This is a genomic window from Thalassotalea insulae (assembly GCF_030161395.1).
Taxonomy (GTDB): domain Bacteria; phylum Pseudomonadota; class Gammaproteobacteria; order Enterobacterales; family Alteromonadaceae; genus Thalassotalea_E; species Thalassotalea_E insulae.
Window position 1 is genome coordinate 867,438 of the sequence record NZ_BSST01000001.1, and the last position, 16,034, is coordinate 883,471.

General features: G+C 39.8%; 11 protein-coding genes. 4 read left to right on the forward strand and 7 right to left on the reverse strand.

The window, feature by feature from the left end:
* The first annotated feature begins 166 nt into the window (after positions 1-166).
* Together QQK06_RS04065 and QQK06_RS04070 are read left to right on the forward strand one after the other, a co-directional pair.
* On the forward strand, positions 167-1,339 hold the full coding sequence (locus QQK06_RS04065; protein WP_284243327.1) for an EAL domain-containing response regulator: 1,173 nt from the start codon (positions 167-169) through the stop codon (positions 1,337-1,339).
* A gap of 17 nt (positions 1,340-1,356) precedes the next feature.
* On the forward strand, positions 1,357-5,358 hold the full coding sequence (locus tag QQK06_RS04070) for a PAS domain S-box protein (RefSeq protein WP_284243328.1): 4,002 nt from the start codon (positions 1,357-1,359) through the stop codon (positions 5,356-5,358).
* Between the two features lie 14 nt (positions 5,359-5,372).
* On the opposite strand, the gene QQK06_RS04075 is transcribed toward QQK06_RS04070, so the two are convergent.
* The 5 genes from QQK06_RS04075 to QQK06_RS04095 all read right to left on the reverse strand — a co-directional run bounded on the left by QQK06_RS04075 (position 5,373) and on the right by QQK06_RS04095 (position 9,702).
* On the reverse strand, positions 5,373-6,359 hold the full coding sequence (locus tag QQK06_RS04075) for an aldose epimerase family protein (RefSeq protein ID WP_284243329.1): 987 nt from the start codon (positions 6,357-6,359) through the stop codon (positions 5,373-5,375).
* Positions 6,360-6,607: 248 nt separating this feature from the next.
* Positions 6,608-7,033 carry a DUF3010 family protein gene (locus tag QQK06_RS04080; protein WP_284243330.1) on the reverse strand — a complete coding sequence of 142 codons (426 nt, stop codon included), beginning with the start codon at positions 7,031-7,033 and terminating at the stop codon, positions 6,608-6,610.
* A gap of 94 nt (positions 7,034-7,127) precedes the next feature.
* Positions 7,128-7,367: a hypothetical protein gene (locus QQK06_RS04085; RefSeq protein WP_284243331.1), complete on the reverse strand. Its 240-nt coding sequence runs from the start codon at positions 7,365-7,367 to the stop codon at positions 7,128-7,130.
* A 125-nt stretch (positions 7,368-7,492) separates the two neighbouring features.
* Positions 7,493-8,164 (reverse strand): response regulator, encoded by a 672-nt coding sequence (locus tag QQK06_RS04090; protein ID WP_284243332.1) that lies wholly within the window; start codon positions 8,162-8,164, stop codon positions 7,493-7,495.
* Positions 8,165-8,181: 17 nt separating this feature from the next.
* Positions 8,182-9,702, reverse strand: coding sequence for an ATP-binding protein (locus QQK06_RS04095; protein WP_284243333.1), 1,521 nt, complete (start codon positions 9,700-9,702; stop codon positions 8,182-8,184).
* Positions 9,703-9,880: 178 nt separating this feature from the next.
* Between QQK06_RS04095 and QQK06_RS04100 the strand changes: the two genes are divergently transcribed.
* Positions 9,881-11,521 (forward strand): cytochrome-c peroxidase, encoded by a 1,641-nt coding sequence (locus QQK06_RS04100; RefSeq protein ID WP_284243334.1) that lies wholly within the window; start codon positions 9,881-9,883, stop codon positions 11,519-11,521.
* A 30-nt stretch (positions 11,522-11,551) separates the two neighbouring features.
* Here QQK06_RS04100 and QQK06_RS04105 read toward each other — a convergent pair whose 3' ends face one another.
* Positions 11,552-12,034, reverse strand: coding sequence for a GNAT family N-acetyltransferase (locus QQK06_RS04105; RefSeq protein ID WP_284243335.1), 483 nt, complete (start codon positions 12,032-12,034; stop codon positions 11,552-11,554).
* A gap of 275 nt (positions 12,035-12,309) precedes the next feature.
* Between QQK06_RS04105 and QQK06_RS04110 the strand changes: the two genes are divergently transcribed.
* A complete protein-coding gene (locus QQK06_RS04110; protein WP_431313632.1) occupies positions 12,310-13,836 on the forward strand; it encodes a dipeptidase in 1,527 nt (508 codons plus the stop codon).
* Positions 13,837-13,941: 105 nt separating this feature from the next.
* Here QQK06_RS04110 and QQK06_RS04115 read toward each other — a convergent pair whose 3' ends face one another.
* The gene (locus QQK06_RS04115; RefSeq protein WP_284243336.1) at positions 13,942-16,005 is read right to left on the reverse strand and encodes a beta-propeller domain-containing protein; all 2,064 of its coding nucleotides are present in this window, start codon (positions 16,003-16,005) and stop codon (positions 13,942-13,944) included.
* Positions 16,006-16,034: the final 29 nt, after the last annotated feature.

The window sequence follows — 16,034 nt, forward strand, 5'->3', positions numbered from 1 at the left end:
TTAATGAAACCGTCAAATAACCTTATAGGTAGCATGGATTAATGGTATTATTTTCTCCACTAATTAATTCATTTTTCTTCATAAATTATCCCTCGCATATTATTTTAGCAATATTGTTCTATAGTTAAGCTAAAGCCATTTAGATTTCAATAATAAGACTCATTTAATGCTGGAAGATTATAGTATTTTCGTCCTGGATGATGACCCTCAGTATGCTGAGCTGTTAACTGTAATAGCGAAAGATGACGGGTGGCAAGTAGAGAGTTCTACCAATCCAGTAGCATTTTTACAACAGCAAGTATCAGATCACACGATATTGGTACTCGACTTAATTTTGCCGAATATTGACGGCATCGAGGTGATCCGTGCGTTAGCCAAACGCGAATGCTTTTGCCCACTCATTTTAATCAGCGGCTTTGACAATAAAGTGCTGCATTCTGCTCAGCAATTAGCAGAGGCTCATAGAATGCCAGTTATCGCGACCTTAACTAAGCCATTCGAGTTAGATAGATTTATTACACTGCTACACAATGTTAAGAACAATTACACCCGAAAAGAACTGGTTCAAGGTAAAAAGATTACTTTTTCAAGACAGGAGCTTAAAGCAGCGTTAGCTAATGATGAGTTCACTATGCATTATCAACCGCAAATTGATATTGCTTCAGGCAAGGTCCGTAGTATTGAAGCCTTAGTGCGTTGGCAACATCCTCATTTAGGATTGGTTTATCCCGATGAATTTATTTCACTGATTGAAGGTTTTGGCTTAATCGACGAGCTTACCAGCTCAGTGTTAAGCGCGGCCTGTGAAGATTTAAAACAGTTTAAAGTTTACCAGCCACAATTAAATCTATCAGTTAATGTCACCTCAGACAATATTGTTTCCTTAGCGTTTCCTGAATTACTGAAAAATATCAGTGATGAAAACAATATCAAACCAAATGATATCACGCTTGAACTGACAGAAAGTGCGGTAATGGGCCACTTAACTTCTTCACTAGATGTACTTAGTCGCCTAAGAATGAAAGGCTTTCATTTATCAATAGATGACTTTGGGACTGGCTATTCATCACTACAGCAGCTTTATCAAGCCCCATTTAATGAACTAAAAATAGACCGCACCTTTACGTCTAAAATGCTAGTGGATAATGAAGCGATGGTGATTGTAAAAATATGCATTATGCTCGGCAAAATGTTGAACATGAAAACCCTGGCAGAAGGTGTCGAAAATGAAGAAATATTAAATGAGTTAAAACAATTGGGCTGTGACTACGCCCAGGGCTATTTTGTTTCAAAACCATTGTCGTTCAATCAATTTTCAGAATGGCTGTTAAGCCAATAAACTAAGGCTCAGTTATTGTGATTACTAAATTATATTGGGTAATTTTATTGCTGCTGTTTAGTCAAATCAGCTTTGCCGAGCAATGGACAGAAATATATGAGAATCAACCTGTTATTAAATTATCGCCAGAGCTGTTTATTTATGAAGATCCCACCTCAAAACTGACTCTTACACAAATTTTGTCACCGGCATTTAAACAAAAATTTATCCGCTATTCACAATTTTCCCAACAAAGAAACAGTATCGGCTTGTCTCAATCAACCTATTGGCTTAAGTTCACTCTGAAAAACACCAGTAAGACTACTAACTGGTTTTTGCAAAACAATGACAATTCCATTCAATATGTAAAACTTTATCAACGGGCATATGATGCCACCATTAAACACTATACCTCTGGTGCACTCACGCCCCTATTTGAAAGGCCCTATCACAGTCATCGTGTCATATTACCGATTAATATTCCCACCAATCAGCAACGTGACTATTATTTAAAAGTACATTCATTAACACCCGTTATTCTCAACCTCTCATTAAAGTCGGAGTCCGCATTATTACAATCGGAATCAACTCACAATGTTATCTCAGGCACAATATTAGGCATTATGTTAGTGCTGCTCATGGTCAATTTGCTGTTTTATGCGATGTTAAAGTTTCAAAGTCAACTTTATTTAATCGGTTATATTCTAGGAAGCTTGCTTGCTTATAGTGCCTACGACGGCTACTTATTGTACTTTTTTCCAGACTTCCTACTCCCGTACGACAGCTTTATATTTTTAACCGCTAGCTCACTAGCGTTAATTAGTCTGTACTATTATGTTGAACTCTTGTTATTAAAAGACGTATCGATAACGACCAAAAACGTCTTACGGTATACCGTCATCAGCTATTGGGGGCTAGTGATCATATTAAGTTATGCAACCACTATGCAACTTCCATATAAAATGTATGTTATCGGCGCGTTTATACTACCTTTTATCGGTGTATTTTATAGTGGCTATGCCTGGCTTTATAAGCGACATCAAGCGCGCTTTATCTTTTTTGGCTTATGCAGTTTGACTATCGCCCACTTTATGCAAATGAGTCAACAACTAGGGATTATCGCGAGTGTTAACCATATTTCTGTCGAAGTTAATCAATTAGGTAACATTATTCTGACCACCTTGCTCAGTATCGCGATAGTGGACTATGTCAGGCAATTTCAGTTAATGCAGCAAAAGACTCTAAATAAGGTTAAACAAGCAGAAGATAAATTTAAACGGGTATTTGATCAGGCATATCAAATGCTATTTTTAATTGCAAAAGACGGCACTGTAATTTCAGCAAACAACGAAGCATTACGCTTTTTAGATCAAAAAAAATCAACACTATTAAAGCAAAACTTCACTAACATATTTTCCAGTTTAAAAGGTATATTCGACCAGAATGAAATGAAACAGAATATCGAAAAAGCACTTCAGGGAGAATTAGTCAGTCAGAATATTGTCGCCTATTCCACCAATGGCAATTTAAAAAATTTAGAGCTCTCTTTTCAACCTTATGTTAAACAACAAACGACCGTAGATAATGTGCTGATCCAAGTACGTGATATAACCAAGCAGGCACAAGCCTTTAAAGCGATACAGGATATGGTAGTAGGTATAGCAGGGTTATCTACGGAAAATTTCTTCAAAAAATTTCTGATTGAAATTTCACAAATATATAACGCTAAATACGTGGTACTCAGTCAATTAAATGAGACCAATCCGCCAACTGCCACTACAGTTGCTATTACTCAAAATAAACGCCAGAGCGAGAACTTTACCTACGCCATTAAAGGCTCTCCGAGCGAAAAGCTCATAAATAATCACTTGTGTAATTATCCCAAAGATGTCCAACAAAGCTTCCCTGAAGATGAGTGGTTAAAAGAACACGACATCGAATGCTACCTTGGTGTTAATATCAAAGATTCCAACAATCACATCATAGGTTTCTTGTCTGTAATGGATGATAGACCATTAGAGGAAGATAACTATTTTATCGAAGTACTTGACGTATTTGCCGCCAGAATAGGTAACGAATTAAAGCAACAAGAATCACAAGAAGCCCTTAAAACTGCACTGGAAAAACTCGATTTTCATATCACCCACACTCCACTCGGTGTTATTGAATGGGACGAACACTTCAATGTCACTAAATGGAACAAAGCAGCAGAAAAAATTTTTGGTTTTACCTTGGAACATTTTAAAGGTAAGAACCCGTTAGAAGTATTATTACCTAAAGAAGAAATCCCCAATATAGTTGAAGTCAGTAAGGAGCTAAAAGCGAAAAAAGGCGGCCGTTATAGTTTAAATAAAAACCTGACCTTAAGCGGCAAAGAGATATTATGTGAATGGTACAACACGCCGTTATTAAATAGTGAAGGAAAACTGATTGGGGTTGCATCTCTAGTTAATGATGTCACCGCTGAGCACAATGCACTTAACGCACTCTATATTAAAGAGCAGGAACAACGCGAAATATTTAACGCATTGATGGATGCAGTATTTATTATTGATCAACAGGGAGAAATACTTTCCACAAACACGGCAGCAGAAAGCTTATTTGATTATCCGGTTGAACAATTAATCAATCAAAAAGCATCATGCTTACTCACAGGTAAATTTGTCAAAGGATATCGCAGATACATAAACACCCTGTTTCAATGCTTACCAGCGCAAGACGTTCCAATTACTCAAGAGTTAATGGGCCGCAAAAAAAATGGCGAATTGTTCCCCATTAATTTGTCACTAACCTCCTTACCTATCGATAATTTAGGACGAAAACGCCTATTAGCAACCTGTCATGATTTAACTGAATTTAGAATACAGCAGGAGTCGTTACGCCAGTCACAAAAAATGGACGCACTAGGTAACTTAACCGGAGGGATAGCCCATGACTTTAATAATTTACTCGGCATTATCAACGGCTATGCCGAACTGTTAAATCTCAAAACCCGTGATGACGAAAACCTAGCGAAATATGTCAATCATATTTTAAAAGCCAGCGCCCGCGGCGCAAAATTAACCCAAAAATTACTATCTTTTTCCCGCAAAAATACTGAAGAAAAAGAACTGGTTAACATTAACCATTTATTGCTTGATGAATTTGATATGCTACAAAAAACTATCACGCCGCGTATTAATCTAACCTATTCACTCAACGATGAATTACCACTTACTAATATCGACAAAGCGGAGTTAGAAGATTGTATTTTAAACCTGGCTATAAACGCGATGCACGCTATTGAAGAAAGCGGTGAAATTATCATTGCGACCGCCATTAAACAATTCAGTAAGCAGCAGGCTAATTTACGCAAAATAGCACCCGGAAAGTTTATCCAGTTATCCGTAACAGACAACGGCATCGGTATGAATGAACAAACGAAACAAAAAGCACTGGAACCTTTTTTCTCAACCAAAGGCAATACAGGTACTGGTTTAGGGTTAAGTCAGGTTTATGGCTTTGTTGAACGTTCAAATGGCTTTATCGAAATAGATTCAACATTAGGCAAAGGAACAACCGTCACGATAAATCTACCTATTGCCTTTGATCAGGTAGTTGAGAGCCGAGTGAAAAAGTCATCTCCGATAGCTACAATAGCAGGTGCCGTTATTCTGGTAGTAGATGATGAGTCGTCATTAGTGGAATTATCAAAAACCATATTATCCGATGCAGGCTATCAGGTACTGACCGCTAACAATGCTGAGCAAGCGTTGGCACAATTAAAACAGCATCAAATTGATGCCATTTTATGCGATATTATCATGCCGAATATGGGGGGGAATGAACTGGCTGAAATCATACAAAAACAGTATCCGGATATTGCCATTTTATTTGTCAGTGGCTATTACCAGCAGGATTCAACGAAAACGGCTAAAATTCCGAGCGAGCAAGTGATCAAAAAACCTTACAATGCCGATGAGTTACTACGCCGTATCGCCCAAAGTTTAACAGATAAGCAGACATTTAATTCAACCCGCAAGCAGCTAGCCTCTAATTAACTGAATATCATTGTTTATTTAAGGTCATTAGGCTCACTAGATATATTTTCCAGTTTAACCAATTGATAGACAATTTCTTGCTCAAAGGGCTGCTCTGGTGTCGTAAATTGAAATGGAAATTCACTTTGATTAGGGCTGTCCGGGAAGTACTGTGGCTCAAGGCAAAATCCCTGCCGCGGGCTAAATTTACCCGATAAGTAATCACCGGTATAGACCTGAAGCCCCGGGTAAGTGGTACTGACATGCAACTGCAGCTTTTTATCCGGACTGATCAATATCGCCTGCCAGTCATCTTTACTATTGAGGATAAAATTGTGATCTATCTGATCTCGCTCATCATCATGCTTTAATATTCTTGGTTTGGTGAAATCCAGTCGTGTCTCTTCCACTGCTACTATATTGCCAGTTGGTAGCTTTTTCTCATCAACTTCCGTGTAATAATTGGCATTAATATGCAATAGATGCTCATTCGACGACTGCTCGACACCGGCTAAATTAAAATAGGCGTGACTGGTTGGCCCGATAACAGTTGCCTGCTCACTGGTAGCTGCCAAACTAATTTTTAATTCGCTATTATCCGTCAGCTGATAGCGCACGCGAAACTGAATATCACCTGGATACCCATTGCGTCCATCAGCAAACAAATAAGAAAATTCGATAGTTTGTTCATCCTGAGCTTCTAAGTGCCATACCACATTGCTAAGCGCATCCGGACCCCCATGCAAATGATGTATACCTTCATTTGCTGCCAACTGAATTACTGTTTGCTGCTCAGGTAGGACAAAGCAAGATTTGGCAATACGGTTAGCAAAAGGCCCAGCAATAGCCCCTAAATATGCAGGATCTTCCAGGTAGTTAGCCAGTGAGGAGTAGCCAAGGACGATATTGCGCTCCTGCTGCTCTACTAACGTATGCCATTGCACGATGCGTGCACCATAATTAGTGATACACACTTCATCGCCATTTTGATTAGTTAATAAAAATGAGCGTAATTCAGTCATACATAACGTCCAGAAAACTCTCTATTACAATTTGCTGATAATAGCCAGCTAAACAACTTAAAATCAAACCTTTTTATCTAAATCATCAAGTTAAAAAAAAGCACCATCAAATAGACAGTGCTTTTTCTGCTGTTGTTATCTGATTAGTAAGCCAATCACTTGATGGAAGATCGACTTCCCCCCTTTACATGTGATACATACTCTTATCCCAGTAACAACTGTTTTATTTATTGATAAACCTAGGTGAGCTAGTGATTTTCCAAATAAGCAAAAACCGTTTGAAATGCCGTTTCTTGAAATTTCTTTAACCCGGTATCACGAAAATCAATTGCGACTTGAGTTTTCGCCAACGCATTTTTCACATAACTGGCTGAAACAATTTCAACATCGAGTTCATCAATCAATTGAATGGCCGCTTCTAACTTAAAACCGACTGGGCCGCCAGCAAACTTGCCCTTCAGTGCACGGCCTTTGATCACTACCGCATCAATCTGATAATCCGATAATAATTTAGTAAAAGTAAATTGAAATTTTCGCACTTGCTCAGCATCACTGGCATCGGCAATATTTATTTTTGGAACGCGAACATGAGGAATATCATACAAGCCGTTAGCTTTTGACATTACACAAATAATCGCATCATTTCCTTTTAGTTCTACACCGCAAACTTTCATAACAGCCCTCTTTTAAAATCAAGCGTATTATAAAGCAGAAATACCTGAATTGCTGCGCTTTCTTCTATTTAATTCGAAGAGCAAACGAATAAAACTATTTTCCTTTTTTCAGTTTAATGATCAAATCGATATGAGGGATCAATTCTTCTATCTCGCGAATATGATCCCGTAACGACTCCCATTGCACCAGCTCTAGCTTACCTGAGTCTAGAATGGCCCGCTTTAATTCGGCCACTAAGGAACTGTCATCTTGCTGCTCAATAAACTCATTAATTCTTAATAGGTCATCAAGATCTTTTTGTGAAAGGATTTTTACTTCTTTTTCCACCGCCATTAGCTCTCCAAAGCGCTAACATCAATAAGCCAAGTATAGGTGAAAATTCTATTTTCAGCGTTTGTAATTACACTTAAGAGAACTATATTGAGATAACCCCTGATAATCGATAAGCTCAACAGGCATTACGTATCAACATCTAGTCGATAGCCGACGCCGTAAACCGAGTGAATAATTTCCCGCTCAGGACAGAGTGTTGCTAACTTTTTACGCAGCTTTTTAATATGACTGTCAATAGTGCGATCGCTGACGATACGGTTATCTTCATACATATGTTGCATTAATTGTTCGCGGGTAAATATCCGGCCACTTTCCTTAAACATGGTCTTAAGTAGATAAAATTCTACCGCCGTAAGCTCTAAGCTTTGCCCGGAAAAGCTGATTTTTAAACGGTTCTGATCTAAGGCAAAAGACGAATTCACCTGGTAATTGCCGTTAATTCGCCGCAGTACGGCTTTTACTCGAGCCACCACTTCTTTCGGGCTAAAAGGTTTACAAATATAATCATCCGCCCCTAATTCAAGTCCAAGCAAGCGGTCGATTTCTTCCACCTTCGCGGTCACCATCAAAATCGGTACATTAGTAAATTGACGTAACTCCTGACACAGCTGCATGCCGTCCTTATTTGGCAGCATGATATCGAGCAAAATGACTGAAGGTTGATTTTCCTTCACCCAGTCCACAACTTCAGCGCCATCATGTATACAATAAGAAGCAAATTTTTCCAAAGTAAAATAATCTTTCAGTAAATGTGCAAGCTTAATTTCATCTTCCACTATTAGTATCCGTTCATTCATGCAATGTACCTATAATATTAATTAGGCAATGGCAGAGCGATATGAATCGCTAAGCCATCCAGTTTAGAAGGCTCAGCATGTATGCTGCCTTGATGCGCTTTAACAATATGAGCACATATCGACAACCCCAGCCCACTGCCACCAAGCTGACGATTTCTCGAATGTTCAACGCGATATAAGTGCTCAAATAAGTGGGATAAATGTTCCTCATCTACACCAACACCGTTATCTTCTATGATTAATATTAGCTGCTGATGTTCCAGTGCTACGGTTAAGCGCACCAGATCACCAGATTGTGCGTATTTTACGCAATTATTTGCTAAGTTTTCCAACAACTGAGATAAGCGCGTTGGATCAACAAACAACTCGACACTTGGCTGCGTAATGTCATTAACCAATTGAAACGTAAAGCCATGAGCTGCTAAATAGCTCTGCAATTTATTTGCCTGTTGCTCAATAAATGGCAAAATATCGAGCATTTTCTTCTTATAGCTCATTCCGCCAATATCCGCACTGGTTAAGGCGTGTAAATCTTCAATTAAACGCTGCAGGTGACTGACTTCCTGATGGGCAGATTGGATCTGTTCTATGGATAATGCTCTGACACCATCTAGCACCGCCTCAAGTTCCCCTTTTAAAATAGCTACCGGCGTTCTCAACTCATGAGAAATATTCGCTAACCAGCGTTTACGTGCTGATTCATTCGCAAGTAGCGTTTTCGCCAGTTCATTAAAATCTCGCGTAAGTTCGGCAAACTCATCATGACGATTAGTGGATAACTCACTTTGATACTGACCTTGAGTTAATAAGTGCATTCCTTTTGTCAGCTGTTTTATTGGCGCGATTAAATGTTTGGCAAATGGTAGAATTATCACTAACACCATCAATAACACCGCACCAGCAATCAGCCAGAGATAATCTTTTTGTTGTTCAACAAAATCAAACTCATAACCTTTGGTCAGCCGGTCACGTTTTGAGATGGCAAAATAACCAATCACCTTTTCATCTAGAACTAACGGGGTATAACTGTAATTTCGCTCCGGTGGATAATGACCAACAATGTATTTTTTATCCTGATCCAGTAAGGCATAACTCACCGGATGATTCCGTTGACGCGGTCTTGGCGGCTCACCTTTAACTCTTTTATCATCTTCTCTGCCGTGAAACTGATGAGTTTTATTAGATGTAAAACCTTTATTTTTCAGTCGCTCAGAGCGTTTTTGCCGTTCTCGTGGTGGCGGAGGTGGGGGACGGCGCTCATGAGGCGGCAGTTCAGCAGAAAAATCACTGCCCTCCAGCGTTTGCCGTATTTGTCGTTCAAAAGTGCGATGGGCAGATTGATAATCCTCCCAGCTACCGCGATAGCGATAATGGCTGACTAACTGCTGCATTAATGGCTGTAACGAGCTGACTTCTTTCTGATTAACATAGTCAACCATGCCCTTACCGATACTCCATTGCATCAAGGCAACTAGCGACACCACCAGCAAAGCGCCAAAAATAATAAAAACAGCAAATAACTTATTTTGAATACTCATGTTCTCACTAATACTGATTTATCTTGTGTCAACGCCTGTCATTAACCTTACTATTTCACTGCCTAATAAGATAGTCGACTCAAAAGTTTCCACGATATTTGCCAATTATTTACACATTGTTTGCACATTTAAACTGTACAGTGAAATAACACTCTCGACCTGTAAAGGAATAGGCATTATGAAAAAGCCGTTGCTGCTTAGCTCATTATTAGTCACCACTTTATTAACTGCTCAATGGGTAAACGCTCAAGAAACACCGAGACGACCCGGACCAGACAGACCAAACCCACCGCCGCCAACTCAACCTCCGAGACAACCACCTACACAACCTGGTCCAGAGGATATTGATCAGCGCTTACAACAAATCATCAGCGACAACAATATCCAAGCGATAGACACAACGGCTTTAGCCCTGCCGCACATCACCAGTGAAAAGGCCCAATTAGGTAAGAAGCTGTTTTTTACCAAAAACCTTGGCGGTGAGCAAAGCGTGGCCTGTGTTAGCTGCCATCATCCACTGTTAGGCGGTGGGGATAGTTTATCCTTATCAGTGGGAGTTGCAGCGGTTGATGAACTCGATAATTCAGCGCATGATTTACTTGGTATTGGCCGGTTTAACGGAAATGATGATCATCCTGTGGTCGGCCGCAATGCGCCAACTACCTTTAATATCGCCTTCTATAATCGAGGATTATTCTGGGACGGTCGGGTTGAACGATTAAGAAACGGTGTCCTAGTCACGCCAGATTCAGAGCAAACCGCAGATGGTCGGCGCTTGCCTGACAATAACATCCCGCAAAATGTCGCATTAACTGATGCACAAGCAAGGTTCCCTGTAGTTTCAACCATAGAAATGCGTGGTAACTTTCAAACCGGCAGTAGCAATCAAACAATACGCACAGCACTGGTTAGCCGGCTCGATGATCAAGTTAACGCCATTGCCAGTAACTGGCCGGCAGAGTTTGCACAAGTATTTAACCAACAAGAAGTCACCGTAGATCACGTCTTTGAAGCCATCAGTGATTATGAACGTTCGATGGTCTTTGTTAACAATCCCTGGCAACATTACTTAGCCGGTGATAATGACGCTTTATCTGTTGATCAAAAGCAAGGAGCAATTTTGTTTTTCACCCCAAGCCAACAAGGCGGTGCTGGCTGTGTTGCTTGCCATAATGGCACCAACTTTACTGATCAACGCCATCATTTGGTCGCATTTCCGCAAATTGGCGTTGGTGCCGGCAATAGCAGTAATAATGCTACCGCACAAGATTTCGGCCGCGAAAACGTCACTAACAACAGCAATGACAGATTCCATTTTAGAACACCGAGTTTACTCAATGTCGAAGTAACAGCACCTTATGGCCACAGCGGTGCTTATCAAACCTTAGAACAAGTCGTTGCTCACTATAACAATCCAAGGCGCGCTATCGAACGCTTGTATGCCGCACAAGGTCAACAAGCGTTTGTTGATGGTGAAGCCCCCTATTGCCAATTACCACAAATAACGGCATTAATCGACAAGCATCAGCTCAACTGCGAGCAAGTATTTTCTGATTCTTTTGCTAATTCGATTGAAGTGGCTGATTACTTAGAACGAGCAAGAAACAATCAAATTTCTGCATCCGCACCATTAAGAGCTAGAGCGAATCTCTCTGCGGTTCAGGTGCAACAAGTCAGTGCATTTTTAACCGCATTAACCGATCCTTGTGTTAAAGACAAAGCCTGCCTTGCTCCTTGGTTGTTATCCGATGATGATATCGCTAGCTTTCCTGATGATCAGGTTTTAACGGCAAAAGATAACTTAGGTAATAACTTGTAATAATTAGGAGTGCCCTGCACTCCTGCTCCTTTACTTATCGGCAAAGTCTACTAAGGTTTTTCCCGACATACGATAGCCGAGCCACTCATGTTGAGGCTCGGCACCTAACGATTCATAAAATTCACGTGATGGCGTATTCCAATCTAAACAGCTCCACTCAAAGCGACCACAACCTTTCTCTAAGGCGATTTTTGCCAGTTGCTTTAACAAAGAAACTCCTGCTCCTTTACCACGAAACTCAGGTGAAACGTATAAGTCTTCTAAATAAAGTCCCGGCTTAGCTAACCAAGTAGAGTAATTATAAAAATACACAGAAAAACCAATTGCTTTACCGTCAAACTCTGCGATTAAACCATAAACACCGCTATGCTCGCCGAACATGCTAGATTTTATCGTTTCAACTGTCGCTAACACCTCATCTTCGGCTTTTTCATAAATTGCCAGTTCCCGGATAAAATAAAGAATAATTTCCGCGTCATCAGCCGTGGCTGGACGAATTGAAACAGAAGCCATTAAAACCTCACTTAAATAAAGAAAAATAAATACACTCTAATTTATTTAGCCACTCATCGCAAAATACAAACAGTGTGCCGTATTTATTAACGAAATAGTTCAATAAATATTATTAAACAATTTACCATAAGCTTTTATATTCATTAGTAATATTATTTTACACTTAAAAACTGTATAGGTTTTATTTACTAAATACTGTATCTGTTTAAATAGCGAACATTACTATATAGTAGCTGTCCATAGTTTTTGTTCACCTATTACTTTAAGGAAATATTGTGTTTTTTAAGACTAACCCGAAACAATTTTTTATCGGTTCTGTTATTAGCTTGGCACTCACCTCATCTGCAATCGCAACAGAAATCAGTAATATTGCAGACAGTACCGCTCAGTACGCAGCCAGCACTTACCAACAGGCAATGATTAACAGTTTAGCGCAATTAATTAAGCATAATACAGTAGCAAAAGCAGGCGTGGCTGCAACGGAAAACCCAGCCCATATCGCCTTTAAAAAGGAACTAAAAAAACAAGCTCATGCACTAGGCTTAGATTTTAAAGACGATGGTTATGTGGTGATTATTGGTTTAGGTGACAGCAAAGACAGAGTCGGTATTATCACTCACGGCGATGTTCAACCCGTAGATCCTAGCAAATGGGCACAATCACCGTTCGAATTAGATAGCACCAGCGAACCGGGTAAATTACTTGGTCGTGGTACCGAAGACGATAAAGGCCCGATATCAACTGCGCTATATGCGATGAAAGCAATTAAAGATAAAGGCATTAAGCTCAGTAAACGATTAGAGCTTTATGTTTATATGGCGGAAGAGTCGGACTGGGCTCCGTTAGAGGAATATGTTAAAAACCATGAATTACCCCAAACCAATATCACCATAGATGCTGACTACCCAGTCGTGACTGCTGAAAAAGGTTACGGCACTTTGAAAATAGCCTTTAACAAGGTAAAACATCAATCACTGTTAACCCCTTATATCAGCCATTTTGAGGGAGGCTATTTTGGCTCGCAAATTCCTGAAGATGCTAAGGCCATCATTAATAATGCTGATGTTGCGCTATTAGAAATGTTAATGGCAAAAGCACAAGGCTACACTGGCATCAACTTTGATTTTAATTTACAAGATAACCAGTTAACAGTGACGGCATTAGGAAAATCCGCTCATTCATCGACTCCACAAAACGGTGTTAACGCCATTCCTTATTTAGCCGATTTACTTGCCGGAACTGGTACACCGTGGCCAAATAATGGTCCGGGTACTTTAGTCAATTTTATTAACGATAATATAGGCTTAGGTTTAGAAGGTAAAAAATTTGGTTCTATCGCCTACCGTGATGACTTTATGGGCCCAATGACTGTCTCTCCAACGGTCATTAAGCAGCATAAAGATAATATTGAACTTAACATCAATATTCGTCGTCCAAAAGGTAAGTCAGCACAGCAATTACGCGAAGAAATTAATCACGCTATTGCAACATGGAAGCTGAAAAACATGGCCGATATGACAGAATTAGACCACGTCATTGGTGACCCATTTGTCCAGGAAAATGCACCTCAAACAGCGACTTTACTATCAGTATTTTCTCACTTTACTGGCATTAAAGACGCTAAGCCGGTCTCCGTTGGTGGTGGAACTAACTCCCGTTTATTCCCAACCGCAGTTTCGTTTGGCCCGTCAATGCCAGGTGCTGAATACACTGGCCATTCAGAACATGAATTTATCACGGTTAAGCAGTTTGTCCTGAACTTAAAAATGTACACCGCAGCCATGATAGAACTGGCAAAATAGCCACAAATAAAAAGAAACAGCAAATAAAAAGAAACAGCAAATAAAAAGGAGAGCTTTGGCTCTCCTTTTTATTTGCTGCACAAGTGATTGTTACACGGCTATCACTTAATATGGTCCCAATACTTGCGTTAGATCTGACCATTGGCTGTGCCAAATCTGAGCACCGTGAATATAGTAGATGTCGTCCTGATGAAATATCGATCTATCTTGCCAACCCGAGGACGTATTTTGCGTTTCATCATCAAAGCTTGCTTTAATACGACCTATTTCCTGCAACTCAGCTATTGTTTGCTGACTGGTCACTTCTACCACCGCGAGCTCATTTTCTCTATACCAAACGTCATATTTCTGTTGTTCACTATCAACACGCGTTTCAGTTAACCAACGTTCAATAGGAATGGCAAAACGTGTTGAGCCATCACTGTTAGTTAAATAACTAAGCGCATGATAATCAAATTCTACAGGCGTATAAGCGTCTTGATAAACGATAGAATGTATTTCTTTCGGTGCACTAATATCGCTGACATCAAATAACGATACTTTAGCCCCTTCTACAATCGGTGCGAAATCATCACTGCTGGCAGTATCAACGTCACCTTCAAGGGTCTGGATTTTTCCGGCTTGTACATTTTGCCCTACCCCTAATAATAAATTTTCAGAAATTGGGTGTAAATACGCTGAATAACCTGGAATCTCTAGCTCTCCGGCAATGACAGGATTAAGGTTATCTTCTAAATCAATGACATATAACGGATCGCTTTTTAAAAAGGTCACGACATAGGCTTGATCATCAAAAAAGCGCACCGCCTGGATATCTTCATAAACCTTACCATCGTTGCTTACTTTTCCAAGTAGCTGCGGGTTAATATCATTAGGCAATTGCGACACTAAACTAAGTTTATTGCCGTCCTCAGCCAATACATTCAAACGATGAGTCAACCCTATCACACTATCACCTGTGGTAGTTACCACCCGTAGGTAATCTCCACGTTCACTAAAACGTAAATTTGATAGACTCCAGTTAAAGCGACCATCTAACGTACCACTGGCACGATAGTCAATGGTATTAGCATTAAAATTAAACTTATGTACTACAGAAGTTTCACTCGATTTCCCTTCTAAATACTGGTATTCAGTACCATATAGATAGAGCGATTGTTGACTGGCATATAAGCCCTGAACCTCAGCATTAACACAAATCGAATTAATCTCAGTCGGCTGAGCTAAATTAATCGCTGTTAAAGTGATTACGCCATCAAAACCATCTCGTTCGGTTGCCGTTTCCGGTAAATAACAGTTTTCAGCATTAACTAAATTAAAATTATTGCCGTCAGCATCGGTGTAATGAGGTAATAACTCAGCAATATCGGTTTGCATGATCTTATTATAATTATCAAGTTTACCTTGTTCAGTATCCGCATAGACAACATCTTCAAGCCATGGGCGATAACTACTGACAATATAGAGCATATTATCTATACGTCGGCTATCAACCACTGAGCCCTCTATGGTAAATGACAAGTTCACTTGAGGTGCTTGCTTCGATGTTACATCCACTAACGATAAATTAAACGAGCTATTAACAGGAAAAAACATTTCATCAAAGCTGGCAGCCGCAATATTGTATTGATAAATATCAGATAGCACGGCAAGTGTATTTTCGTTTAAATACATCCCATTAATGCTACTTGCTTCTTCATTCACTGTCACCGTATTAAGCTCCAACATCTCTCCTTGTGATTGACGTTGCATGATACGGATAGAAGTCAAAGGCTGGCCGCGATCCTCTTCTAAAATGCTAACATCACCAGCCTGATTATTAGCAATAAATAAAAATTCACCGTCATATTTGATGCGATCCCCTTCATCGACTCCTTGTTCTTGCACATTGGTACCGGAGAATGACATATCGGCGCTTGCAACTGATTCAGGTACATCACCAAAAGTGACACGAAATTCAGATTGATTACGCAAATAAATACCATTTTTCAAATGTCGTTCAAATTCATTGCTTGGTGCCGATGTCAATGAACTTAACGGCATCGTCATCGAGTTGAGTTCGGGTACTGACTCTGCTGGCCCAACAATCGATGTCCCGCCACCATCATCATTACCGCATGCAAATAATGACAAACTTGCTATTGCCACTAGCGATTTTCTGATAAACATTTGTTCGCTCTCCTTAACTGATTGTTTAA